20 protein-coding genes are annotated in these 20,952 nt (G+C 46.0%); 6 read left to right on the forward strand and 14 right to left on the reverse strand.

Annotated elements, in window-relative coordinates:
• Nucleotides 1–72: 72 nt before the first annotated feature.
• Together QUA00_RS01470 and QUA00_RS01475 are read right to left on the reverse strand one after the other, a co-directional pair.
• On the reverse strand, nt 73–813 hold the full coding sequence (locus tag QUA00_RS01470) for a response regulator transcription factor (protein ID WP_333280518.1): 741 nt from the start codon (nt 811–813) through the stop codon (nt 73–75).
• Nucleotides 814–1,206: 393 nt separating this feature from the next.
• The gene (locus QUA00_RS01475) at nt 1,207–1,359 is read right to left on the reverse strand and encodes a hypothetical protein (protein WP_333408464.1); all 153 of its coding nucleotides are present in this window, start codon (nt 1,357–1,359) and stop codon (nt 1,207–1,209) included.
• Here QUA00_RS01475 and QUA00_RS01480 point away from each other — a divergent pair.
• Nucleotides 1,348–2,094, forward strand: coding sequence for a creatininase family protein (locus tag QUA00_RS01480; protein ID WP_333408465.1), 747 nt, complete (start codon nt 1,348–1,350; stop codon nt 2,092–2,094). The genes QUA00_RS01475 and QUA00_RS01480 overlap by 12 nt on opposite strands.
• A 477-nt stretch (nt 2,095–2,571) precedes the next feature.
• Here the strand turns inward: QUA00_RS01480 and ndk are convergent, their stop codons facing one another.
• Nucleotides 2,572–3,021 carry a nucleoside-diphosphate kinase gene (ndk, locus tag QUA00_RS01485; protein ID WP_333105548.1) on the reverse strand — a complete coding sequence of 150 codons (450 nt, stop codon included), beginning with the start codon at nt 3,019–3,021 and terminating at the stop codon, nt 2,572–2,574.
• 891 nt (nt 3,022–3,912) lie between these two features.
• Between ndk and QUA00_RS01490 the strand changes: the two genes are divergently transcribed.
• Nucleotides 3,913–4,671: a hypothetical protein gene (locus QUA00_RS01490; RefSeq protein ID WP_333408466.1), complete on the forward strand. Its 759-nt coding sequence runs from the start codon at nt 3,913–3,915 to the stop codon at nt 4,669–4,671.
• Between the two features lies 1 nt (nt 4,672).
• Here the strand turns inward: QUA00_RS01490 and proB are convergent, their stop codons facing one another.
• The 10 genes from proB to QUA00_RS01540 all read right to left on the reverse strand — a co-directional run bounded on the left by proB (nt 4,673) and on the right by QUA00_RS01540 (nt 13,501).
• On the reverse strand, nt 4,673–5,845 hold the full coding sequence (gene proB, locus QUA00_RS01495; protein WP_333408467.1) for a glutamate 5-kinase: 1,173 nt from the start codon (nt 5,843–5,845) through the stop codon (nt 4,673–4,675).
• A gap of 47 nt (nt 5,846–5,892) precedes the next feature.
• Nucleotides 5,893–6,414, reverse strand: coding sequence for a YqeG family HAD IIIA-type phosphatase (locus tag QUA00_RS01500; protein ID WP_333138675.1), 522 nt, complete (start codon nt 6,412–6,414; stop codon nt 5,893–5,895).
• Nucleotides 6,415–6,563: 149 nt separating this feature from the next.
• Entirely contained in the window at nt 6,564–7,688 is a 1,125-nt protein-coding gene (gene mltG / locus QUA00_RS01505; protein WP_333408468.1) for an endolytic transglycosylase MltG, read from the reverse strand.
• 247 nt (nt 7,689–7,935) lie between these two features.
• Complete coding sequence (locus QUA00_RS01510; protein WP_333051560.1) at nt 7,936–8,514, reverse strand: DUF3727 domain-containing protein; 579 nt, start codon at nt 8,512–8,514, stop codon at nt 7,936–7,938.
• 313 nt (nt 8,515–8,827) lie between these two features.
• Nucleotides 8,828–9,289, reverse strand: a complete 462-nt coding sequence (ruvX, locus tag QUA00_RS01515) for a Holliday junction resolvase RuvX (RefSeq protein WP_333408469.1) — start codon at nt 9,287–9,289, stop codon at nt 8,828–8,830.
• Nucleotides 9,290–9,849: 560 nt separating this feature from the next.
• Nucleotides 9,850–11,181: a GNAT family N-acetyltransferase gene (locus QUA00_RS01520; RefSeq protein WP_333408470.1), complete on the reverse strand. Its 1,332-nt coding sequence runs from the start codon at nt 11,179–11,181 to the stop codon at nt 9,850–9,852.
• Nucleotides 11,182–11,372: 191 nt separating this feature from the next.
• Nucleotides 11,373–12,554 (reverse strand): F420-0:Gamma-glutamyl ligase, encoded by a 1,182-nt coding sequence (locus QUA00_RS01525; RefSeq protein ID WP_333408508.1) that lies wholly within the window; start codon nt 12,552–12,554, stop codon nt 11,373–11,375.
• A gap of 144 nt (nt 12,555–12,698) precedes the next feature.
• Nucleotides 12,699–12,881: a hypothetical protein gene (locus QUA00_RS01530; protein ID WP_333408471.1), complete on the reverse strand. Its 183-nt coding sequence runs from the start codon at nt 12,879–12,881 to the stop codon at nt 12,699–12,701.
• A 40-nt stretch (nt 12,882–12,921) separates the two neighbouring features.
• A complete protein-coding gene (locus QUA00_RS01535) occupies nt 12,922–13,218 on the reverse strand; it encodes a hypothetical protein (protein WP_333105535.1) in 297 nt (98 codons plus the stop codon).
• Entirely contained in the window at nt 13,202–13,501 is a 300-nt protein-coding gene (locus QUA00_RS01540; RefSeq protein ID WP_333051545.1) for a DUF1778 domain-containing protein, read from the reverse strand. The genes QUA00_RS01535 and QUA00_RS01540 overlap by 17 nt, the downstream gene beginning before the upstream one ends.
• A gap of 671 nt (nt 13,502–14,172) precedes the next feature.
• Between QUA00_RS01540 and QUA00_RS01545 the strand changes: the two genes are divergently transcribed.
• Nucleotides 14,173–15,429, forward strand: a complete 1,257-nt coding sequence (locus QUA00_RS01545) for a hypothetical protein (protein ID WP_333408472.1) — start codon at nt 14,173–14,175, stop codon at nt 15,427–15,429.
• 291 nt (nt 15,430–15,720) lie between these two features.
• On the opposite strand, the gene QUA00_RS01550 is transcribed toward QUA00_RS01545, so the two are convergent.
• Nucleotides 15,721–16,464 carry an SIMPL domain-containing protein gene (locus QUA00_RS01550; protein ID WP_333408473.1) on the reverse strand — a complete coding sequence of 248 codons (744 nt, stop codon included), beginning with the start codon at nt 16,462–16,464 and terminating at the stop codon, nt 15,721–15,723.
• A 160-nt stretch (nt 16,465–16,624) separates the two neighbouring features.
• Here QUA00_RS01550 and QUA00_RS01555 point away from each other — a divergent pair, with 160 nt between their 5' ends.
• The 3 genes from QUA00_RS01555 to QUA00_RS01565 all read left to right on the forward strand — a co-directional run bounded on the left by QUA00_RS01555 (nt 16,625) and on the right by QUA00_RS01565 (nt 20,673).
• The gene (locus tag QUA00_RS01555) at nt 16,625–17,008 is read left to right on the forward strand and encodes a YkvA family protein (protein ID WP_333408474.1); all 384 of its coding nucleotides are present in this window, start codon (nt 16,625–16,627) and stop codon (nt 17,006–17,008) included.
• A 517-nt stretch (nt 17,009–17,525) separates the two neighbouring features.
• Nucleotides 17,526–19,874, forward strand: a complete 2,349-nt coding sequence (pcrA, locus tag QUA00_RS01560; RefSeq protein WP_333408475.1) for a DNA helicase PcrA — start codon at nt 17,526–17,528, stop codon at nt 19,872–19,874.
• 193 nt (nt 19,875–20,067) lie between these two features.
• The gene (locus QUA00_RS01565; protein WP_333408476.1) at nt 20,068–20,673 is read left to right on the forward strand and encodes a hypothetical protein; all 606 of its coding nucleotides are present in this window, start codon (nt 20,068–20,070) and stop codon (nt 20,671–20,673) included.
• The last annotated feature ends 279 nt before the right edge of the window (nt 20,674–20,952 follow it).

Raw genomic sequence — 20,952 nt, forward strand, 5'->3', positions numbered from 1 at the left:
AGGACACAAAAATGTTGTGTCCTTATTTGTCTATTCGACTGCAATTTGCCACTCTACAACTGATTTAATAATTTAACCAAATCGATAGCCAAACCCGCGTACCGTAATGATATATTCCGGTTGGCCCGGATCGATTTCCAACTTTTCGCGCAGCCAGCGGATGTGAACGTCAACTGTTTTGCTGTCTCCGATAAAATCTTGACCCCAAATTTTTTCCAGCAACTGATCGCGAGACCAAACTCGCCGGGGATTACTCATAAATAGTTCTAGTAAGCGAAACTGTTTAGGAGAAAATTTCACTTCCAGACCACGAACCAACACGCGGCACTCTTCAGGATACAGAGTTATGCTCTTATATTGCAGCGTCCTCGCTTCCGGTAACCGACTGAGGCGCTGGCGCCGCATCAGCGCCCGACAGCGAGCGATAAACTCCCGCATTCCAAAAGGCTTGGTCAGATAATCATCCGATCCGGCTTCTAGGTAAAAAGCGCAATTGTTGGCACTTCCTCTAGCACCGATAATCAAAATAGGGACGGGATTTCCTTGATGCCGTAACATTCGACACAGATCCAAACCGTTAATTGAATCCATAATTAACAGGTTAAAGGCAAATTCACCGTGGTATGACGAAGCAGCCTGTACAGAAGGCAGAGCGTTGCGCCCGTCGCTAGTAACCACCACCTCGTAGCCCTGTTCTTTAAGGGCTAAAGCTAGCATTTCCCGCAACAGGTCTTCACCTTCCAATAACAAGATACGGCCGGCTTGTCCAACAGCCAACCTTGAAGGACTTTCGCTTAATTCAGCAGAAGACATAAATATCAGTGGGAGTGATGTTTGTATGTGGCTAGCGCGAGGTACCTTCTTCAGTAGCTGAGGTACTCTCGCGCTGCGATCGTTTGTACGATCGCCAGAAAGTTCGATCGCTTAGAATCCTTCGCCAGTCCATCCCACAGACACGCGCTCGACCTTTGCTACTTGCTCATGCAAGGAATACAACCGTAGAGCAGTTGCCGGAGCCGCGCTGTCTGCCTGGGTCCAGGCCACAGAAGTCTGGTCATTTTTCGGGGTCGGTGTTAATTTCATAAAACATTGCCCGCTGTTAATTGACCACATAACACCCAATCTATAGGGATATGCTTGTTATACTACTCTTAAAAGGTTATTAAAAGGTAAAATTTTGGTAATCAATTGGTTAAATTATTAACGTTAAGTAATATAACGGTAAAGTTGCGATCGCACTGTAGAGCTTTTTTTAAGAATACAATAATAAGTTGCTCCAAATTCCTTTTTCTTCCCGTGCCGGCTACGATCGACGATAGCAAGTAAAAATTCTGTAGACTGCCTATCATGTTGCTGCATTTGAGTACCTGGCCCGAGGTAGAAGCTTATCTCGAAAGCTCCCGAGGCATAATTATCCCGATCGGCTCCACCGAACAGCACGGGCCCACCGGCTTGATCGGGACTGACGCCATTGCTGCCAAGGCGATCGCCCGCGGTGTCGGCGAAGCTGCCAATGCCTTAATCGGCCCGACAATTAATGTAGGGATGGCCTTGCACCACACCAGCTTTCCCGGCACAATCAGCCTCCGACCGCAGACGCTGATACTGGTAATCAGGGATTACATCACATCTTTGGCAAAAGCGGGATTTGAGAAATATTTCTTCATCAACGGTCACGGTGGCAACATTGCCACCATGAAAGCAGCATTTTCCGAGACTTACGCGCATTTGTCTGACTTAAATTTACCGAATGCCGATCGAATCCAGTGTCAAATCGGCAACTGGTTCATGTGCGGCTCAGTCTACAAACTAGCAAAAGAATTGTACGGAAACCAAGAAGGTTCCCACGCCACCCCCAGCGAAATCGCCTTAACCCAGTACCTTTATCCAGAAGCAATCAAGCAAGCTCCGCTTTCGGAAGAAGTCGCTTCCGGGCACAAAATTTTCGGTGCTGCTGACTTCCGCCGCCGATTTCCCGACGGGAGAATGGGCTCAAATCCGGGCTTAGCAACCCCCGAACAAGGTCAGCAGTTTTACGAATTAGCAGTCAAAGAATTGACTAATAATTATTTGGAGTTTTTAAGTTCCGATTAACGTTTTTTTTCTAGTTATCAAGAAACTCCTGGTAACTAGAAGAAATCTCAAACTATTCTATATTTTACGGTGATGAGTGAGTCAGCCACATGATATTTCATATCAATTCCGGCTGCGGCGGAATGATCTCAAATCGGCGATTCATCGGGCGTAAAGTCGAATCAAGCGGCCAACAAATAATTGGCGCAAATTTCATTTTTTTGACAGCAAGTCAACAGTCAAGAGTCAACAGTCAGTCGATTTTAGATTTTAGATTTTAGATTTTAGATTTTAGATTTTAGATTTGACTCCACACATGAATCTGGGAGGTGGAAATTAGGTGTAAAATATTTCCCTTGTCAACAGTCAACAGTCAACAGTCAACAGTCAACAGTCAACAGTCAACAGTCAACAATTACGGACGCTGCAACCGGAATCGATATCATCTATCTGAGAAAGGCTATATCTCCCGATTAATCAATCGGGAGAATATCAAAACTATTCCACAATCCAAGGAGTTAAAGAAGGTGTCCAAGCACTCAATTCTTCTTCCTTGAACCAAAGGCTAATTTCCGCACGGGCAGTCTCGACAGCATCAGAACCGTGAATCAGATTACGGCCGACATTGACAGCAAAATCTCCCCGAATTGTCGCAGGTTCTGCATTCAGAGGATTTGTTGCGCCAATGATTTTTCTCGCCGACGCCACAACGCCGTCGCCTTCCCACACCATCGCCACTACAGGGCCTGAAGTGATAAAGTTTACCAATCCAGCAAAGAAGGGTTTTTCTTTGTGAACATCATAATGTTGTTCCGCTAGTTCGCGACTCGCCGTCATTAGCTTCATACCAACTAGCTTAAAGCCCTTGGCTTCAAAACGACCGATAATTTCGCCGACGAGTCCGCGTTGTACGCCGTCTGGCTTAATCGCTAAAAAAGTCCGTTCCAAGATTAACTCCTATAATTGTGTTAACTGATCCAAAAGATAGAGTAACTCACAACGCACCTAAAGGCAATTCTGAGAATTGGAAATTGTCATTTGGAGGCTGATGGCCGCCGGAAGAAGGAAGAAGGAATAAGAAGAGGGAAGAGAAAAGAGGGAAGAAGCAATAGACTTTTTGCAAAAGTCCTTTTAAGCAAATTTTCGGACGGGCAAGATGCCCATCCCACGAGAGAAAAAACTTTTTGTGGGATGGGCATCTTGCCCGTCCCAGCTATTTTTGCAAGAGGTCTAATAAAAGCAAGGGTTAAAGAAACCGGGTTTCTACGATAAATTTTTGTTGAGCAGGGATGAATCTGCAAAGAAACCCGGTTTCTAGACTCCTATGCGTCTAGGACTGAGTTGCAGGGAGCATCCCGATTTTGTAAACAGCATTTTTTAGGAGTTCGAGCAGAATGCTCATTTGCCTATATTAAGTTAATCAGCCTTTAAATTATCGGTCAATAAATAATCCAACTCTTGTGGGGTGGCTTGGAGCAAGGCCCTAAATATCCAATCTAAATGTATAGCAACCCTAAATCATTCGCGTAATTATTGTAGGGGCAATCCCCCCGTGGTTGCCCCGATAGATAGGAGGTAGGCAAAGAAAGGCACTACCCTACAAATTTACATGAATGATTTAGGATTGCTATAGAACATTTTATCTCTAGCGAACAAGATGCTCGCACTTCTGGCACAATATGATACAAGTCACAATTTCCTGTGACTGCAAACAGTCTTACCTATGATCTCAAATACAAATATGTATGATAATAAACACAATTATTTAGGCTCAAAAATATAGATAATTAACAGAGGTATGAAGATTATCTTGACAGCCACCATTCAGACGAAAAAAGTATGAAATCCATTGTAGCATTCATTGAACCCAAAAAGCAAGAGTTTGCAAAATTGCCCTTATTTGACTTTCTAGCCAATAAACACATCCACGCGAATCAACGACTAATTTTTGCACCTGTACTCGCTCCTTTGGCTGTGGGATTGAGCGATTTAAATAAATATGTATTGCGAGAATCTTCTAGTAATAGCAAAGTTCAGGAACTAATTAATAAATATACATATAAAAAAAACTATTACTGGCACGACTATCTAGAATACCTAGAGGAACTAGGCTTAAACCAATTAATGAGTTACGGCGACTTCAGACTGCTTTGGGGTGAAGAAACTAAAAAAACTCGATCGCTCTGTTCAGTGCTTGAACGCTACGCTTGGAAAGCCTCTCCCATTGAGAAACTGGTGTTAGTGGAAGTCCTCGAAGGAACGGCAAAAGTTTTTTTTGAGGCGGCGCTTGCAGTGGTAATGGAATTACAGCAAGTTACCCAAAAAGAATATGTTGATTTTGGAGGAGGTTATGGGGGTTTAGAAAATTATCACCTTTTAAACGCGCCAGAGATGTTGGAAGTTTTAGCAGAGATCAAACTTACTAATGCGGAATGCCAAGCAGCTTTAGAATTAGCACAAAATGTATTTGAACTGTTTACAGAAGCGATGAACGAGCTATTCCAACACAGCCAAACAAATTCTTGCAAGACTGTGCTGCAAATATCCTCAATTTCTACCTTCGCTCATTGCCCGATCGACTGTCTCGATATTTGTTAGTTTAAACAATCACTAAATTATCTCGGTGTACCGCCGTTTCTACGCCGGCATAGCCTAAAATCTCAGCAATTTTCTCTGACTTGCAGCCCTGGATTTGTCTCAATTCTAAACTGCTATAATTCACAAGCCCTCTAGCAATTTGCTTGCCGGCAGCATCGCACAACTGCACGGAATCATCAGCTTGAAATTCTCCTTCTACTTGAGCAATACCCGCAGCTAAAAGCGATTTTCCGCCGTGGGAAATTGCCTTGACAGCACCCGCATCTAAATATAGTTTTCCTGCCGGAATTAGCACGTTAGCTATCCAGTGTTTGCGAGCGTTTACAGGGCGCGGTTGAGGCTCAAATTGAGTACCGATCGACTCTCCGTTGAGTATTTTCTCGATATTACCAGGAAAGCAGCCGTCAGTGATGACAGTCCGCACTCCCGATGCAGTTGCTATTCTCGCCGCTTCAATTTTTGTCACCATACCGCCGGTTCCCCAACCACTGCGGGAATCTCCTGTTTGCACCTGAAATTCTGTTAGCTGTGCCATACTTTGGACTAGGACGATCGGCTGCGCGTCGGGATTGCTGCGCGGATCAGCGGAATACAGCCGATCGACATCTGTGAGCACAAACAACCAATCTGCTTCTACCAAACTCGCTACTAGCGCCGAAAGCGTGTCGTTATCGCCAAATTTAAGCTCGTCTACCGCTACTGTATCGTTTTCATTGACGATCGGAATCACGCCCAACCTGAGCAGTTGTTGAAAAGTATTGCAAGCGTTAACATAACCATTACGCTGCACTAAATCGCCCCTCGTGAGCAATACTTGAGCGATCGGCTGTTGCAGAGTAGTAAACAAGTCATCGTACACCCGCATCAGTCGCCCTTGGCCCACAGCCGCCACAGCCTGTTTCAGAGCGATATTTCGCGGGCGTTCCGTCAAACCCAAGCGCGCGCAGCCAACCCCAACTGCACCCGAAGAAACCAAAACTACTCGATGACCTTGCTGCCGCAAATCAGCTAAAATTTCGACCAATGCAGCAATAGTTGAAAGAGCTAAGTTTCCTGTAGTCGATCGAGTCAGAGTCGAAGTTCCAATTTTAACAACAATAGTTTTAGTCTGTTGTCTGTTGACTGTTGACTGTTGACTGTTGACTGTTGACTGTTGACTGTTGTCTGTTGCCATTAGTTACCAATTCCCAATTCCTAATTACCAATTCCCCATGCCCATTTTTAATCTTTAATTTTCAGAGAAGCCCCCAAAGCTTGAGAAACCCACACTTCAAAAGAGCGCACCGGATACTTGCGAAGCGCATACCCAGCATCAACCATTGGTTCCACTAAAATAGTGAACATACCCAAACGATTGCCTGCTAAAACATCAGTAAAAAGTCGATCGCCCACCATCGCCACCTGTTCCACCGGCAAATTCATCGCCGTCACAGCTTTTCGCAACTTGCGGCGGGACGGCTTAGCCGCACCCGTGATGTATGGTAGATTCAAAGAATCAGCAATTCGACCGATCCGATTTTCACTTAAATTATTGCTTGCCAACCATAGCGATACCACGGGTCTAATTTCTTGTACCCACAAGCTGAGTTCAGGAGAAGCATTCATTGCCGTAATGGGAACGAGAGTTTCGTCCACATCCAACACTAATCCTTTAATCTGATGTTTCTCCAGAATATCAGCCGTTAACTTCATGACTGAATCGCCTAGAACTAAGTCAGGCTGTAGTAATTTACCCCAAGTCATAATGATTTTAGATTTTAGATTTTAGATTTTAGATTGAGAAATAAGAAATTGGGAGTTAAAGATTGAAAAAGTAAAAAATCAAAAGTGAATAATTATTGCTTTTCCTTTGTTACTTTTGACTTTTTACTTTTTTATTAGTCATTGCCCATCTATTGAGCCGATCGCACTTTTTGGTCAACTTGAGCCACAGCAGCATTGTGTTCGGCCAGCGTGCGGCTGAAAATGTGAGTGCCGTCATACCGCGCCATAAAATACAGGTATTCTGTATTTTCTGGAGTCAGAGTCGCCTCCAAACTTGCTATTCCCGGAGATGCGATCGGAGTTGGGGGTAGTCCTGGATTTATATAAGTATTGTAAGGAGAAGGCGTTTCTACTTGCTTAAAAGTCAGAGGCTTTTCCTTAGTTTGCCTGATACCGAGAGCGTATTCAACTGTCGGGTCAGAACCCAACGCCATTCCCTTTTTCAGACGGTTGTTGAACACTCCAGAAATGCGGTTCCGCTCGGAAGCAACCACAGCTTCTTTTTCTACAATACTGGCCAAAGTCACCCATTCTTTGAGAGAGAGCTTTGTATTATTCTGATTTTTTTGATATACCGGCAAAGCTGTCTGCTCGAAACGGGTGAGCATTTGTGCGATCGCAGCTTGAGGAGTAATTCTATCGCCGTCTAGCTGATAAGTATCCGGGTACAAAAAACCTTCCAAATGAGGCAATCCGCTCGGCAGCCAAGGGTATTGAGCGTAAGGAATTTGACTCGCGGCCGCCATAAACTCCTTAGCCGGGAAAAAACCTTGCGCTTCAAAATAAGCGCTCATTTGTTGCAGCGACCATCCTTCTGGAATCGTGAAACTCTGCTGTACGACTTCGCCCTTCCAAATTTTATCAGCAACTGCACTCAGAGGCTGAGTCGGCGACAGTTGGTAAGTTCCCGCTTGAAAACCTCCCTCGCGGTTTTGCAGAGTCAGCCAGCGGGCCCACATATTCCATGCCGAGCTCGATCGAATCAACCCCGCTGCCTCTAAATCCCGGCCGATTTTTTGACTGGGAGTACCCTCCGGGATTTGGATCGAAACAGCAGGATCTTCTGCCGGATTCCCCGATGAGGATGTTATTTTAGGCGCCGCTGAAGCCCAGCTCCACCAAGCCCAGCCTTGCCAAGCGCAAACCCCCCAGATTACCGGCAGCAACGCCAGATAAAACAACCATTTAGAGACTTGCGGAGTACCTTTTCGGCTCTCGCGCGCGCTGCCTTTTGTCATTTGTTCTTTATTCATAGTCCGTTGTCCTGGATAAGCGGCGGGTAACTAGCGACTAATGACTGATGACCTGCGATTGATGACCGAAAAGTTACGAATACAAGCCCTTTAAAAGACCCAATTCACGCGGCCCAATTCAAAAGCCCGATCGCGAAGGCAGAAGCGGCCACCTCGAAAAAGTTCGATCGGGCGAGCAGTTTACTTTTTTATAAAATAGTAAAAATTTCTGCTTTTTGCCATCAGGGCTTGTGCCTGCAATTAATATCTAATCAAGCTCGTCAAAGAACTGGTCTTCCAGCATAGGTAACATCGGTTCCAGCCTTTGGAACTCTTCTTCCGAGAGCAATTCTGGCTTACCGTCGTCATCCATTCTAGCCAAGATAAAGAACGGGTCTAGAGGCGTATAAATCGCATATTCCTGTTCTTCGTGGTAGAAACTGGTCAGCCACATCAGCTCCTCGAACTCCGACTCCTCATCGGGATCGACATCAGATGCCATATCCTCTTCGGGAAATTCCGGCAATTCGCCAACCACAGTCAGCGTCACCGCTGTGCGTCGGAGCGTCAAGTTCTGCTCTTGCAGGACAACTTTAGCAGTCTCAAAAATTTTGTCAATTTCGGTCTCGTCTTCTACAGGAATTGCTGCTTCGTCCGTCTCGTCTCCCTGCCAAGTAAAAATTTCTACGGGTGAGTCAATTGGAAGCAGCAAAGCATATTCTTGACCTTCTAGGTTCATAGAATATTCTATGTTGCAAGTTAGCGATCGCCCAACTTCATCCGTCAAGGTGACGGACTCTTCGTTGGAATTGCCATTCTCTTTTTTGCGGTATGGGGATGAGGACATCGCGTGTATCTTAGTTTTCCGTCAATAATTCAGTAACATTGGCTTGACAATTGGGAATTTTCGTGGCGATATTCTGGCTAAGTGGGCGATCGCCAGTCCACAAGCTTAAACCGCGAGACTCGCGGCCTTTTCCACAGGCGAGGAGTGCAGCGTTTAAATCTCAGTCGAGTCAGCAAGCGACACTGAGGACAAATCACGATTTTGTGCTTCTTCAGTACCGAGGGTACAGCAGAATTTTCTCCAGTTTGTCAAGGGTTACAGGTGTGCGTAGCAAACTTGCACAACCAGGATATCACGCCTTTGTTACCAGCTATCAAGGATTGGGAAGGGCGGAGATATTTTGCCTCCGCTCGTCTAGCCACTGCTGCAAAATCAGGGCTGCGGCTTTGCGATCGATCGCACCCTTATTATTTTGCGACGGCGAAATCCCTGAAGCTTTCATCAATTCCTCTGCCTCAACCGAAGTCAGGCGCTCGTCCACGTATTCTAGGGGGAGCTCTAAGGCGGAGGCGATGCGATTCGCATATTTCTGCACCTGTCGGGCTTGAGCACCCAATTCTCCGCTCAGGGAGTAGGGCAAGCCTGCAACCAAAATTTGCACTCTCCGCTCTCGCACGAGCTCTCGGAGATAAGCTACGTCTCGATCGAAGGACGATCGTACCAGTGTTGTAATGCCCGTAGCTATTAAACCGGTGCCGTCACACCCGGCGATGCCGACTCGTTTGAGGCCGATATCTAATCCCAGTGCTGAAATCCATAATTTATCGTTGGACATTATCAATCAATCAATTTTAGATTTTAGATTTTAGATTTTAGATTTTAGATTTACTTTTTTTTGCGGAAATAATCTTATTTAACGAACCGCGAAGACGCTAAGGACGCGAAGGAATAACAGAAGAAAGTAAGAACAAAATAGGTAATCTTAAGTTGATACAGCATATTCGGTGGTTCATGAAGTACAGTATCCGCCTTAATTGTTGGTACATTGTTATGTAGGGTGCGTCGCTGCTCATGTTTAATGAAACTTGCAGATTGACTGGTGGCGACGCACCTTACTTACGACAAGATTGTGTGTACCGCATAAGCTGTTCGGCATTTAAAGGACTTGCGTAAGGTGCGTCAGCATCTAAGGTTTTCCGTTTCAGCGTAAGGGTTCGCTTCTGACGCACCCTACTAGCCTCGTTACTGGTTTAAATGCTCCACAGCTTATACATGGAATATGCTGTATCAATCAAAAGCAGAAGGGAGATTTTGGGATGATGATAGAAAAAAATGAATTTCTTGGATGATTCATTTTCTTTTTTTCTGCCTTCTACCTTCTACCTTCTGCTTTCACTAAGAATTAACTTCTCCCGGCCCGCCGCCGTCTAGAGGCAATTCGGGCAATTTTAGAGGCAAAATGCTGCTGCTATCTGTTGCCGATGATTCGGAATTTTGGAAGTTCAAGGGGTTAACTTGATTCGTTTGGCTGTTTCCTGAGTCAGCCAACAGCGGTTTAATCTCAGACGACGCGGGCCCTGCTGTGGCTTCCCCAGCCATCGGGCCGAGCCAGGACATCCGGCCTGGTACGGGTTTGCGAGTTGGCTGGAAGCTTTGCAGCATTTCTGATAGCTGGAGTCCTTCGAGAGAGACCAACTTGGACTCGCGCAATTTGTGCCACACCGATCGAGACATCAGCAAACTGTGTTCCAGGCGCACTGCTCCAAATTGCTCTAAATAAGCTTCCCGTTCCGGCTGATAGTCAGCGGAAGCCAGTTGCAGGCTTTGAACCGGGAAATCTTGAACCAGCCGCGCCATCTGGGACAGCAGTTCTGGGTAAAGCCAAGTGTAGGCCGGGTGTACAGTCAACTGGGCGACGTGCGGTTGCTGGCCGTTGCGGGATAGCTGCACCTGAAAATAGCCGATCGCGGCTTTGCGCTGCGGTTCAAACACGTAGCCGCTGACTACCTCGGTTTTGCCCAGCCACTGTCTGACACCTTCGACTAAAGCGCCGAAAAAACTGGTTTTGAAATCTTGAATGTGGCGATCGAATACTTGGCGCACCAGCGGCGGCATAGACGCGGTATCCAGTTGGTATAGCAACTGAGCGTCTGCGTTGCTCACCGGCAGCAGGTTGGGCAAATCTGGCGTCGAGGAAGCCATTTCTTGCAGGCGTTCTGGGGCGATCGTCCAGTAAGTCATCTGGGCCAAAGGCTGAAACCCGTTTTGCCGGTACAAAGCCAAGGAAGTTTTGTCGCCGACATTCACTTCCAACAGCCACGTCCGCGCCTCCCAGACTGCCTCAAAGCAGTACCGCAGCAGCATGGAACCAATTCCTTTGCTGCGGGCTTCCGGGTCTACTCCTATGCGATCGATCCGCCAAGTGCTGCGGGTGCGGTTGAAAGGAGAAATCTGAATTATCCCCTTAACGCTACCCTCTTCTTCGGCAACATGGGCCCGGAACAGGGACTGACAAGGGTTGGGAAACAAGCTAAAAATCTTTAGTAGTCCGTACCAGCGACGAATCTGCTGCAACTTTCTACCTAGTACCACGTCGCAGCTTGCGCCCTTGCGGTTTTCTGGCTCTTCGGCTGTTTCCGCGCACAGTTGTTCCATCACCTCGATATCGCGATACTGAAACGGGCGAATCACAACCTGGTTTTGGTTTTGGGAGGGAAATGAAGTCATAGCATAAAAGTGGAGAATGGAAATTTAAAAATAAAAATTCAGAAAGGGGAAGAGTTAGGGAAGTTTTGAGTTTTGAATGGGTAAATTTTGAGTTCAAAACTTATAACTTTTGATTCTTCTCCCTTTCTTGCGCGATCGAAAATTAAAAATTTCAAATCATCTTTTTGAATTTTTAATTTTCTGTTTTCAACTCAAGATTTTTGTGGCAGAGGTCGAATTACAACGACTGGTGTGCGCTCGTCAGCATTCCCGGCGGGGTTGCTTCGCAAGGCTTGCTCTAAGAATGTTACCGATAAATCGGAGGTCGCTGCTAATATCTTAACTGCTTTCAAGTCATTAGCGTCTACGATCGCCGCCGCAAGTCCGGTTTCTCGTTGAATTTCTTCTACAACTTGCTGGGGATTGTCCGGGCCGAGGACAATAAATTGGTCGAAGGGAGGCAAAGTCCCGGTAACATCGTCGATCAGCCTTGCTTGTTCCCCTGCAAGTTGGTAAAAGACTCCCGGTTTACCGAATATTTTAGCCACAGCGCCGATCGCAAATGCCGCGACTACCCGCCAAGGCCCAACTACATCCACCAACGTCTGCATTCCGCAAGCAGTGGCCAAACTCGACATCGGCAAGAAAAACAAGCACACTCGCTTTGCCGCCCATCCGGGTGTGACTTCGCTGGGATGGCGATAGCGTCCCTGCATCAAAGCTAGGGGAGTTTCTGCCAGGGCGACTATATCGCCTTTCTGGGCGCGCGGCAGCACGTACCGTTTGACAATTTCGACGGGATTGTCCAATTCCGTCAAGATGTGGGTGCGAATCGGCAAGACTTCTGCAACTCCGACATTTCTGGCGATGGGTACGGTGTCCGAGTTGGGAAATTGTAGGGGAACTACTACGTTACGGACTTTCGGGATGCGGCCGCCTGGGCCGTAGGTGACGTAATGCATTTGCACCCAAGCTGACTGCAATTTGGTTAAATCTTGCCCTTGAATGTCTACAGAAACTTTAATTTTCGTGTTTTTTTGGGCTTTAACAATATAGCCGAACCAGTAATCGTCTGCTCTGGCTGCTGCGTCTTTGTGGCAAGGAATCACCTTTGTCTGGGAGGTAACGCCATCCAAACTTCCGTCTGACAGCAGTTTCACCTGTGCCCGCACTTCCGGCAACATAATCTCAAACCGCTGTGTCAGGTTGCGGAACTCCATTTCCCCGACTAAAAGATAGCGGTTGGGTTCCGAGATGGCTAAGTGCCATTCTCCGGCTGTTAGTTCTAGTTTATTTGCACTCCCAGTCCGGCGATAGTTCAACTCTAGGCCTAACCCGCCCAATGCTAGCAGCGAACCGGCTGCTGCGATTCCTGTTGCTAAAGTCTCAATCACTCTAATTACCGCCAATAATATTTTGTGTTTACTGTAGTCGATATCGGGTACTTTGAGCGCTGATCCGGTAGTAATTGGATTTGTGGGGGTTGTTGCGGGCGGGGTTGCGGAGTGGAAGGGGCGATCGGTTTTTAACAAAATCAACTAAATGTTATAATTTTGACAAAGTTCTTCCACCGATTTCAGTGGTAGATAAAGCTTCATCGGGTTTTGTTTAAACTTTTGAAAACCATATTTTTGATAGAAATTGGCTGCTGGCTCATCCAGAGCTTCTGCAATGACAGCGAGAGATGCAACTTGTGCAGTTGCCAAGAGTGCTTTTGTCAAAGCATCTATCAGAATCAACTCACCGAGATGTTGACCAAGGTCAAGTGCGATCGACTGCCAAACGACCGAGCAATGTAGCAGGTAGAAGGGGATAGCGGGGCAGCTTTTTTGCAAAAGATTCATTCAAATCTGCGAGTTCAATGGTATATGCAGAAAGCGTATAATAGGCAATTACATCAGTGTTGGAAGACTCCACTAAAACGAATACGATTGCGACTTTCTTTTTGAGATCCTGAGAAGCTTGTTTACGGATGTAGTTGTCCAAACTATCTTGTCCACAACAAAAAAGCTCTCTGTGATGTCTGCTGCTATCTAAGGGTTCAATTGTGAGTACCATCGCCCATCACTTGTTTGTAGCGCAAGGCTGCTGCTTTGAGAGCTTGATTCGGCTGGGTTGGATTCAGGAGGGCATTTACGAAAGCCTCGCTGTCGTCAAGGTCAAGTTTCAGTCTTTGGTGCTGTTCAATAACTTTGGAAGCGACTGCTTGAACGCTGGCGATGACGAAATCTGTTAAGGTACGTCCTTCTAAGTCAGCGGCTTTTTGCCAAAGGGCTTTAATCTCTGGACTGATACGAGCCTCCAATCGGGCTGACGGTTCCGATTTAGTAGTTTTAGTCATACAAAATACGGTTTATCTCATTTATCCATTATATACGGCACTTTGCCGTATGTCACGCTAAAAGTTAGGGATCGATCGAGCTTATGCCCAATTACACGTAAGTGCGATCGCGCCTCTGGCGGCTAAAGCGGTCAAGTTGCTGTTCAAAGAGCTCTCCTCGTGAGTTAAATCACTCCAAAATCTGGCGTTGCTTAATCAGGGTATGAAAAAAATCAGTTGAAAATCCCGAATCTTTGTGGGTACTGGTTTTTGTGACTTGCATATTTAGCCTTTCAGACCGTAAATCAGCAACGTCTACAAAACAAATCAATTAATTCAATAATTCAATAGTTTATTTGGCTTTATAAATATAAATTATATCGCTTAAAAGCGGTAAGTTAGAAGCTGGAAATCCACATTTTTTTTAGAATGTTTATTAATTTTAATCGGTTAACAAGTCGGGATAAAGGAGTTATTTTAAGATTGCTAAGCTAAGACTGTGCCAGATGTGCGATCGCGCGCCTCCAGCTTTGTCCAAGTAGAAGGAACAGCGAGCCGCTAGCGCCGTAGTGGTCAGTACCTTTAAGAATCTACTTCTTAAGTAACAGTCAAAATCTAGTTCTTAGGCAGTAGATTTTGTGAGAACTATATAGTTAGCCTAGTAAATGTAGCAGTAATACCCAAGGATATCTATGACTGATAATAAGCAGCCTTTTAACCAGCCTGAAGCCAATCGTGACCCCCAGGAAAAGAATGTTGACAATAGCCAAAACCAGCAGCTTCAGGCTCAGACTAACGAAAATGCAGAATCACAGGAAGATCAATCATCAGGCTCAGGCCTTGGTGCGAGGATAGCTGGAGCAGCAGTCGGTGGTATACTAGGTGCTCGCTCTGGAGGCATTATTGGTGCTGTAGCAGGCTCAGTTGCTGGCGCTATGATTGGTAAAGGTACTGCTGATACTGTTAACCGTGCTGTAGATAATTTAGGGGATGCAGCACACAGCGTAGCAGACGGTATTACACACACTGTAGAAGAGCTAGGGACAGTAGTAAAGGAAACTGCTGAGGAAGTTAGACCATCTATCAAAGCTACAGCAGAAGCAGTCAAGCAGACTGTTGAGGAAACCAAGCCTTCGATTAAAGGTATAGCCGAATCTGTCAATGAGACAGTTAGGGAAGCCAAGCCTTCTGTAGTAGATGCAGTCAAGAGTGCATCCGAGGAAGTCAAACCTACGATTAGAGAAGTAAAAGATTCAGTCAAGCAGACAGTCGAAGGTATCAAGCCTTCTGTACAAAGTGCAGCGGACTCTATTAAGAGCACTGCCGATGAAATTAAACCTTCTGCCAAAGCTGTAGCTCAGGAAATTGAGGGCGCAACTAAGGAGCTTAGATCGACTGTAAAAGATACAGCGAAAGCAGTTGAGCCCTCTATAAAAAGCGCAGCCGAATCGCTTCAGTCATCTGGCAAGAGTGCTGCTGAATCAATGAAGTCATCTGCTCAAAGCGCCGCCGAATCTGCTAAAGGTGCAGCGCAGGATGTTAAGTCATCTGCCCAAAATGCAGCCGAATCTGCTAAAGATGCAGCGCAGGATGTTAAGCAGGATGTTAAGTCATCTGCCCAAAATGCAACCGAATCTGCTAAAGATGCAGCGCATGATTTTAAATCATCTGCCCAAAATGCAGCCGAATCTGCTAAACCTCCAGTGCCTGATTTTAGGTCCTCTGCCCAAAATGCAACCCCATCTCCTCAAGGTGCAGGGCATGGTTTTAACTCATCTGCCCAAAATGCAGCCGAATCTGCTAAACGTGCAGCGCACGATGTTAAGTCATCTGCCCAATATCTAGCCGAATCCACCGAGGAAAATATGGATACGGATATTCACATCTCCGGCACTCCTAAACTCAAGGATCAAGTGGTCATTCATGACAAGAGAATCATTAAGGACTAGGTAAAGTAAGGACTTAACTCTAGCTTGTTAAAGCTAGGGCTAAGAGAGTTTAACAAAGAGTGGATCTGAGAAAAGAGTCCACTCTTTTCTGTGTATGAGGAATGCGATCGCCTACGGTTTAACAGAGAGTCTATTTATTGAGGAACTCTCCCCCTGAAGAAGGAGAGATTTCGTTTCTAGACTACTGGCAGAAGTGGTTAAAACGGCTAAAGTTTTTTGTAGAAAAAGCTGCTTGATAAATCGAGAAATAGTTAGGGTCAAGCTGAGGTGGCCAGTTCAACCCCTAACTATTTAATATCCAAATTGCAAAGTCACAGAAGCTTCTACCTGCTGTTCCCCTCCCACCACTGGCGTTGTAATAATATCAGCACCAGCAGGGCGAGAAGTAGCAAACTGCCGATACATAGGAGGCGGCGCGATCGCACCGTTGACTTGAATGCCCAGAATCTCTCCCCGCTTCAGGTTGAGGGCGCTAAAGACTGCATCCGCTTGCGCTTGAGCATCTTGAGTGGCTTTTTTGAGTGCTTGTTTTCGAGCAGATTCGATCGCACTTTCGGCGGCGGCAAAACTCACACCGTCGATGCGTGTGGCTCCGGCATTCACCGCATCGTCGAGCAAAGTGCCGGCAGATGCAGTATTAATCCGAAAACTGACGGTATTTGTCGCCGTATAGCCAGTCAAGCGCTGCTGGTTGTTTTCGTAGCTGTAAGTCGGGCTGAGGGTGATGCCGGCAGTTTCGAGTTTTTCGACTTGGCGCGATCGCAGCAACTCTACCACAGCGGACGATCGTCTCGCCGCTTCCTGCTGCACCTCGGCCGCCGTTTTCCCCTGCACCTCAACTCCCAGGCGCACTTGCGTTTGAGTTGTCGGAATCGCTTCCACACCCCGCCCCGTAACAGTCAACGTTCTGATCCGCTGTTCCCCGGCCGCCGCCGGATCTAATCCCACGAAACTGACGAGAGTTAAGGTTAAACACAACGCTGTTAGCAGACTACGGAAATTAATGCGATCGCCACGTTGCAAATTTGAACTCATAAACTTGATTCTCCTCACATACAACAGATGCTATACTTTACCTTCCCACTGAAAGTGCTAAATATCCGGGTTGTTACATTTTTAGCAACTAAAAAAAGTATTAGTTATTAGTTATTAGTCATTAGTCATTCGTCATTAGTCATTAGTCATTAGTCATTATATGCAATCCTTAAAACAAGCTGCCCGCCGACTCAAAAAAGAGACTTACGCGGTTTATTTAGCCAGTACAGACCAGAGAGTACCTTGGTACGCCAGAATTTTAGCAGGGCTTACGGTGACCTACGCTTTTAGCCCGATCGACTTAATTCCCGATTTCATACCAATTCTCGGCTACTTGGACGATTTGATAATTGTACCTTTGGGAATTTGGCTGGTACTGAAGATGATTCCGCCACAGGTTTTAGCCGAGTGTAGGGAAAAAGCAGCCGCAGAAATAGAGCGAGGAAAACCTATAAATCGGGCTGCCGCTGCTGTGATTATTGCCATCTGGATTGGCTTGGGAATATTAGCAGCAATGTGGCTGATACGAATATTTAAACGTTAGAATACCGGGCGGTTGAAACCGCGGCTATACAGACAAAACCCGCCGCCGCGGGTTAAAGAATATGCGGTGAAAATTATGTTTTACGCTATTCTCTTAAGTCCGCGGAGGCGGACATCGTTTGTGTAGACGCGGTTTAAACCGCCGTCTGATCTGATATTATATTGTAGTAGGGCGAGCGCACTGCATCTGCTGTAATTATTGCCATCTGGATTGGCTTGAGAATATTAGCAGCAATGTGGCTGATACGAATATTTAAACGTTAGAATACCGGGCGGTTGAAACCGGGGCTATACAGACAAAACCCGCCTCCGCGGGTTAAAGAATAGGCGGTGAAAATTATGTTTTACGCTATTCTCTTAAGTCCGCGGAGGCGGACATCGTTTGTGTAGACGCGGTTTAAACCGCCGTCTGATCTGATATTATATTGTAGGGCGAGCGCACCTTACCTTAAAAAAAATCGCGGTATTCCATACCAAGTATTATTTACCGCTTAAAAAATTAAACTAACTTTCTAGCTATGACTCAAACCACTGATTTCCTCAGCCACCTCAACCCATCTCAGCGCCAAGCAGTCGCCCATTATAACGGGCCGCTGTTAGTAGTAGCGGGCGCTGGTTCCGGCAAAACCAGAGCTCTAACTTACCGAGTTGCTAACTTAGTTCGCACCCATCGAGTTGATCCTGAAAATATTCTGGCGGTGACATTTACCAATAAAGCAGCCAGGGAGATGAAAGAAAGAATTGAGAAATTGCTGGCAACTCAGCAAGCTGAAGCCGAATATGGCAAACCTTTGGTAGACTTAGCCCCGGATGTGCAGACGAAATTGCGATCGCAAATTTACCAGAGAATTACCAAACACATTTGGATGGGGACTTTTCACTCTTTGTGCGGTCGCATTCTCCGCTACGATATTGAGAAATATCAAGACGAAAAAGGCCGGCAGTGGAAGAAAAATTTTTCGATTTTTGACGATTCAGATGCTCAAGGTATCGTCAAACAAATTGTTACAAAAACTCTCAATCTGGACGATAAGAAATTTGATCCGCGAAAAGTCCGCTATGCCATCAGCAATGCTAAAAATAAAGGGTTGTCGCCTCAAGAATACCAAGCAGCAGAACCCGATTATCGAGGTCGTGTGATTGGCGATGTTTACAGTCGCTACCAAGACGCTTTAGCAGCCAACAATGCCCTAGATTTTGACGATTTAATCCTCGTTCCCGTTAAGCTTTTGAGCCAAAACGAGCAAGTATTAAGTTACTGGCATAAAAAGTTTTGCCATATTTTAGTTGACGAATACCAAGATACTAACCGCACTCAATACGATTTGATTCGGATGTTGGTGACAAATAACGCCGATCCTAAAAAATTCGATAAATGGCAAAACCGCTCGATTTTTGTCGTGGGGGATGTCGATCAATCAATTTACAGCTTTCGGATGGCAGATTATACCATATTGCTGGAATTTCAAGAGGATTTTGGAGATGGTTTGTCCGACGAGAAAACTCGGACAATGGTAAAATTAGAGGAAAATTATCGATCGCGCGAAAACATCCTGCAAGTGGCGAACCACTTGATCGAACACAATACAGAACGGATCGAGAAAATTCTGCGCCCGACTCGCGAACCGGGAGCTCCGATTGTTGTCTGGCGCGCCGACAACGAATTAGATGAAGCGGAATTTGTAGCAGGTCAAATTCATTCCTTGAAGCGCCAAAACTCCGAATACGAAAACGGCAGTAACTTTGCGATTCTCTACCGCACAAACGCTCAATCTCGATCCTTTGAAGAAGCGTTAATGCGTTTAGACATTCCTTACAATATTGTCGGCGGCCTCAAGTTTTACGATCGCAAAGAAATCAAAGATATCCTAGCATACCTGCGGGCGCTTGCCAATCCCGACGATAGCGTCAGCCTCAAACGAATCATCAATACTCCCCGTCGCGGCATTGGGGATACCACATTTTCCAAAATCGAAGACGCTGCAACTCAGTTAGGCATTCCGTTGTGGGAAATCCTCAGCGATGAATCTTCTGTCAATACTCTCGCAGGGCGATCGGCAAAAGCTATTATTAAGTTTGCCGAAATGATTGGTCGCTGGCAATCGCAAGTTGAAACCCTGCCAGCTTCGCAAATTGTCCAAGGAATTATCCAAGATTCAGGCTACATTGAAGATTTGAAAAATCAAGGAACCGAGGAAGCAGAAAATCGCATAGAAAACGTCAGAGAATTGTACAATGCAGTGCTGCAATTTGAAGAACAAAACGAAGAACCGACGCTGACATCATTTTTAGCCAAAGCATCTTTAGCATCCGATTTAGATGACTTGCAGGAAGAAGATTCCCGCGTGTCGCTGATGACGCTACACTCGGCCAAAGGGTTAGAATTTCCCGTAGTATTTCTAGTCGGAATGGAACAGGGTTTATTTCCTAATTTCCGCAGTTTGGACGACCCAAAAGCGATCGAAGAAGAACGCCGTTTGTGCTACGTCGGCATCACTCGCGCCCAGGAATTGCTATTTCTCACCCACACTCGCGAACGCCGCCTTTGGGGAGGCTTCCGGGAACACTGCACTCCTTCGCTATTCTTAGGGGAATTGCCCACACATTTGCTGGCTGGAAGTGCGAAGAAAACTAAAGCAGGGAAAACGGCTGCATCTAAGGGAAAAACTAATAATTCAGCAGCTAATTCCGGCAGTTCTCCATCAGCAGAGTGGAAAACGGGGGAACGAGTTTTTCATCATGCTTTTGGAGTAGGAGAAATTACCCATGTTTTGGGAGTGGGCGATAAAACTAATCTGGCAATTAAGTTTACAGGTTTGGGCCGCAAAATTATTGATCCGAGAACGGCGAAGTTGCAGCGAGTTTAATAGAAAATCCGGCGGTTGAAACCGCGTCTCTACAGGCACAACCCGCCGACGCGGGTTTCCGAGGGGGCGGTAAAAATGGCGGTAAAAATTACGTTTTTATCTTTAGTCCGCGGAGGCGGACATCGTTTGTGTAGACGCGGTTTCAACCGCCGTCTTATCTAAGTAAAAAGCAGAAATAAAAACATAAACTCTTATGCCTTACAGTCAATTTACAACGATCGGCAAAGTTAAAGAAGCCTTCAATCTCACAGCAGTCGAAGGAATCAGATTTCTGCCGGAAATCGAGCCGATCGCACCCGCAACAGCCTTGCAGACCATGCTGGAGACAAATTTGCCTTGGGCGATCGCCACTAGCACCGAAAAAGCCCGTTCTGAAGCTATTATTAACCCTGTATTGCTGGAAGTTCGCAGGATTCTGAACCAACAAATCAGCGTGTTTTCGGGTGAGGAATTTAATGTTGATGTGGCTGTTGGACTTACAGGAGTTTGCGATTTTATCATCAGCCGTTCCCCGGAACAATTAGACGTTGAGGCCCCGGTAATTGTGATGGTGGAAGCTAAAAAAGGAGATTTGAAAGTAGGTTTGGGTCAATGTATTGCTGAAATGGTGGCGGCCCAGAGATTTAATGAAGCCAAAGGGCGATCGATTTCCGTCATCTACGGCAGCGTTTCCAGCGGCACAGCTTGGCGGTTTCTCAAGCTGGAAGGGCAAATAGTGACGATCGATCTTACCGACTATCCGCTACCTCCGGTAGATAAAATATTGGGATTTTTAGTGTGGATGGTGTGCGAAAATTAGCATATATCAAATTCTGCGTTGAAAACTCCCGATCGGAGTCGGCGGTTAAAACCGTTACTACACAACCTTGCCTCCGAACAGAGGGGACTCAAAAGAAATGATTCAAGACTCTCCCGCAGAGAATCGCCCCTCGATCGATCTTATCTCACATCTTGCACCATTCTCAAGAACAGGCTTTTCGGCCTGTTCCACAATAACATTCACTCTTTGTGGAACAGGCCGAAAAGCCTGTTCATAAAAGACTTATTAACAATAATGCAACATCGCAAGATGCCTGTT

This window comes from Microcoleus sp. T2B6 (assembly GCF_036700475.1).
Lineage (GTDB): Bacteria > Cyanobacteriota > Cyanobacteriia > Cyanobacteriales > Microcoleaceae > Microcoleus.